Source organism: Streptomyces sp. NPDC004542 (genome assembly GCF_040610035.1).
Classification (GTDB): domain Bacteria; phylum Actinomycetota; class Actinomycetes; order Streptomycetales; family Streptomycetaceae; genus Streptomyces.
In genome coordinates, this window is sequence record NZ_JBEXLP010000185.1 from 1 (window position 1) to 3,946 (window position 3,946).

The 3,946-nt window shown below is 68.2% G+C and carries 2 protein-coding genes and 2 pseudogenes; 2 read left to right on the forward strand and 2 right to left on the reverse strand.

The genetic code is table 11. The features are described 5' to 3' along the window. Window positions 1-244 (forward strand): annotated as a pseudogene (locus ABZX30_RS37805) (transposase); the annotation flags it as partial. Window positions 245-259: 15 nt separating this feature from the next. Here ABZX30_RS37805 and ABZX30_RS37810 read toward each other — a convergent pair. Then, a complete protein-coding gene (locus ABZX30_RS37810) occupies window positions 260-2,341 on the reverse strand; it encodes an ISAzo13 family transposase (protein ID WP_355942899.1) in 2,082 nt (693 codons plus the stop codon). 50 nt (window positions 2,342-2,391) lie between these two features. On the opposite strand from ABZX30_RS37810, the pseudogene ABZX30_RS37815 reads away from it, so the two are divergent. Beyond that, window positions 2,392-2,850, forward strand: a pseudogene (locus ABZX30_RS37815) (transposase); the annotation flags it as partial. 64 nt (window positions 2,851-2,914) lie between these two features. On the opposite strand, the gene ABZX30_RS37820 reads toward ABZX30_RS37815, so the two are convergent. Continuing rightward, window positions 2,915-3,946 (reverse strand): toprim domain-containing protein (locus tag ABZX30_RS37820; RefSeq protein WP_355942902.1); only part of this gene is annotated, 1,032 nt, incomplete at its 5' end.

Here is a 3,946-nt window from a genome sequence, read left to right on the forward strand (position 1 = left end):
GCAGGTCGCCAACCGGCCTGTCCACATGGCGGTGGCGGTCACCGCTGAGGGGCACCGGGACATCCTGGGCCTGTGGATCGGCGACGGCGGTGAGGCCGCGAAATACTGGCTCCAGGTCCTGACCGAGATCAAGAACCGCGGCGCGGCCGATGTCCTGATGCCGGTCTGCGACGGCCTGACCGGCCTCCCGGACGCCGTGAACACCGTCTGGCCTGCGACGATCGTCCAGACCTGCGTCGTTCACCGGAGCCGTAAAGAATCAACCTGTCGGCGTGTTGCTGTCGATGGATGCCAGCAGTTCGGCGCCGGTGGCGAAGCGGGTCTGGGCGGGAGGCAGGGTGATTCCGGCTTCGCGGAGGACGGGTTGGGCGTCTTTGAGCGCGTTGTTGAGGGTGCCGAGGCTGATGCCGAAGGCGTCTGCCAGGACTTGTCGGGTGCCGAGCTTGCGGTCGTAGAGGACTGCGGCCAGGAGGCGTTCGGCATCGGTGATCTTCTGCCGGAAGACGCCGCCGCGGGTGCCGGGCTGGCGTGGTCCGCCCCGATGCTGGTGGCGGCGCCGCTCGATCAAGGCGGCTTGCTGAAGCGGCAACTGGTCGATGAGCGAGGCCAGGTCGGTGCGGTCCATGCCGGTCAGGGCAGGGTCGGCCAGGTGGTGGGTGCGCTGGAGGCGGGCGGTGACCGGGGTCCCGGAGCGTACGAAATCCTCGAGCTCCTGGCTGCTTGAAAAGCACAGCGTGGTGGGCGTGATGGAGATGCTGTGTTCCTGCAGGAGGCGTCGGATCTCCTTGATGGACGGGCCGAGGGTGCGCTGGCACAGACCCAGCATCTCGGCGAGGAGGTTCTGCGAGCACACGTGGCGGAGGTAGATCACGCTCAGCAGGATGCGGTCCGCGGGGGCGAGGACCGGGCGCTTGTTGTCTCCGGCACCGTGGCGGCGCGGGCCGCCGCGCTTGCGGTGCAGTCGTTCCTCGCGAAGCGGGCCCAGCTCGGGCGTGAGTTTGCCGGCCAGGGCGGTCAGGTCCTCGCGGCTCATCCCGGTCAGGGCCGGCTCAGCCAGCAGGTCGAGGACCCGTCGGCGGGCAGCGTCACGGTCTGTGAGGGGTGTGGCCTCGCCGTCGCCGGGGCCGTCGGGGCGGACGGTGTAGTTCCAGGTGCCGTGCGTGTCGTGGTACTCGATCGGCAGGCTCTTCAGCTGGGCCTTGCTGACCGCGATGCCCCGGGGGTAGCGCCCGGTGTCGAGTTCAGCTTCGACCCGCAGTCCGCTGCGGGTCTTCGTCGCCGCGATGGCGTTGACGACAACTTCGTGGCTGGTCAGCGGGTGGCCCCGCCAGTTCATCGTGATGTGGGAGAAGAGTCGGTGCTCGATCTTGTTCCACTTCGAGGTGCCGGGAGGGAAGTGACAGACAGTGACTGCCAGCCCGGTCTCGGCGGCGAATTCGGCTAGCTCCGCCTTCCAGAGGCGGTAGCGGTAGCCGTTGGAGCCACCCGCGTCCGCGGTGATCAACAGCCGGCTGGCCCGCGGATAGTCATGGCGGCCCCGGACCTGCCACCAGCGGCGGATCGAGGCGACCGCGAAGACCGAGGTGTCGTGATCCACGCCAACGTTGACCCAGCCGGTGTCCGCCGAAAGATCGTAGATTCCATAAGGGATGGCGGCTTCGCCCGTCGGCCCGGAGAAGAAGCTGTGGTCATCGACCCGGACCGGGTCACCCTTCGGGCGCCACTGCCGACCGGGGTTCGGCAGCTGGCCGAGCATCTCCTTCTTCTTCGTGTCCACGCTGATGACGGGCTCGCCGTCGGCCTGGTGTCGTTTGACCTGCTCGTTGATGTAGCGGAACTGGGCGTCCCGGAGCGGGTCTTGCTCGCCCTCCAAGGTCTTGGCCGGGGCCTGGAGGCTGAATCCGCTGTCCTTCAGCAGCCTGCCCACCGTCATCGCCGAGACCGGATGGCCCTGGCCCGTCAGCTCGTCCGCGAGGATCCGTAGCGACTTCGTCGTCCACCGCAGCGGCGACATCGGATCGCCCCGCTCATCCGGCTCGACCAGCCCCAACAGCGCGGGCAGCAGGGCCGGATCGACCTGCTCCGCACGCTTGCGGCCCCCGCCTGGCTTCCGGGTCCGCCCCGCGGACGCCGTGGTCTCGCCCGCCTCCAGCTCGAAGACTCCCCTGCGGACCGTGGTCTCGCTCACCCCCGCGGCCCGTGCGACCGCCCGGACACCGCCATGCCCCAGCAGTCTCGCCTCGGTGGCCAGCAGCAGCCTCCACTGCCGCTCGTCCAGATGTGGCAACAACACCTCGAACCGCACAGCGAGTCGACCGTGCTTCCCCTCCGACAACGCCATACCAGGCCAACGAGGCACACCACAGAAGGCGACACCTTGTTTCCCTACGGCTCCACCTGCTGCGGAACAGCTTCCGTTACGCGGCCCGCCAGGACAGGGAGAAGATCGCGAAGGCGCTCAGGCCCGTCTACACCGCCCCGACCGAGGACACCGCGCTGGAGCGGTTCGTGGAGTTCACCGATGCCTGGGGCGGGAAGTATCCGGCGATCGTCCGGCTCTGGGAGGCCGCCTGGGCGGAGTTCGTGCCCTTCCTCCGGTTCGACGTGGAGATCCGCAAGATCGTCTGCACCACCAACGCGATCGAGAGCATCAACGCACGGATCCGCAAGGCCGTCCGGGCCCGGGGACACTTCCCTACCGACCAGGCCGCCCTCAAATGCGTCTACCCGGCCGTCATGAGCCTGGACCCGACCGGCACCGGACGCAAACGCTGGACCATGCGGTGGAAAGCCGCACTCCAAGCCTTCGACATCACCTTCGACGGCCGGCTCACCGCCGGACGCCGCTGAAGAAATCCGACCGAGTTCCACCGTTCGCTACACAGACCCCCACCAGGCGTCCCCCCGGCCGAGCTCAGATGTCGATCCGGGAGCGGTCCAGCGTGGCAGCGGAGCTGGAGATGAACTCCTTGCGGGGCGCGACCTCGTTGCCCATCAGCAGATCGAAGACCTGCTCGGCGGCGTCCAGGTCGGAGAGGTTGATCCGGCGCAGGGTGCGGTGGCGCGGGTCCATCGTCGTCTCGGCCAGCTGATCGGCGTCCATCTCGCCCAGACCCTTGTAGCGCTGGATGGAGTCCTTGTACCGGACGCCCTTGCTCTGGAACTCCATGAGCTTGTCGCGCAGCTCGCGGTCCGAGTACGTGTAGACGTACTTGTCCTGGCCCTTCTTCGGCTGGACGAGTTCGATGCGGTGCAGCGGCGGCACCGCGGCGAACACCCGGCCGGCCTCGACCATGGGCCGCATGTAGCGCTGGAAGAGCGTCAGCAGCAGACAGCGGATGTGGGAGCCGTCCACATCGGCGTCGGTCATCATGATGATCTTGCCGTAACGGGCCGCGTCGAGATCGAAGGTCCGGCCCGACCCCGCTCCTACGACCTGGATGATCGCACCGCACTCGGCGTTCTTCAGCATGTCGGTCACGGACGACTTCTGGACGTTGAGGATCTTGCCGCGGATCGGCAGCAGAGCCTGGAATTCGGAGTTCCGCGCGAGCTTCGCCGTGCCGAGCGCGGAGTCCCCCTCGACGATGAACAGCTCGCTGCGGTCCACGTCGTCGCTGCGGCAGTCGGCGAGCTTGGCGGGCAGCGAGGAGGATTCCAGGGCCGTCTTCCGGCGCTGCGCGTCCTTGTGCTGGCGGGCCGCGATGCGGGTACGGGCGGCGGCGACCGCCTTCTCCAGAACCACCCGGGCCTGCGCGGCGGCATCGCGCTTGGCGGAGGTCAGGAACGCCTTGAGTTCCTTGGTGATCACGGTGTTCACGATGCGGCGTGCGGCCGAGGTGCCCAGGACCTCCTTGGTCTGGCCCTCGAACTGGGGTTCGGCCAGGCGTACGGTGACGACCGCGGTGAGGCCTTCCAGGGCGTCGTCCTTGACGATGTCGTCCTC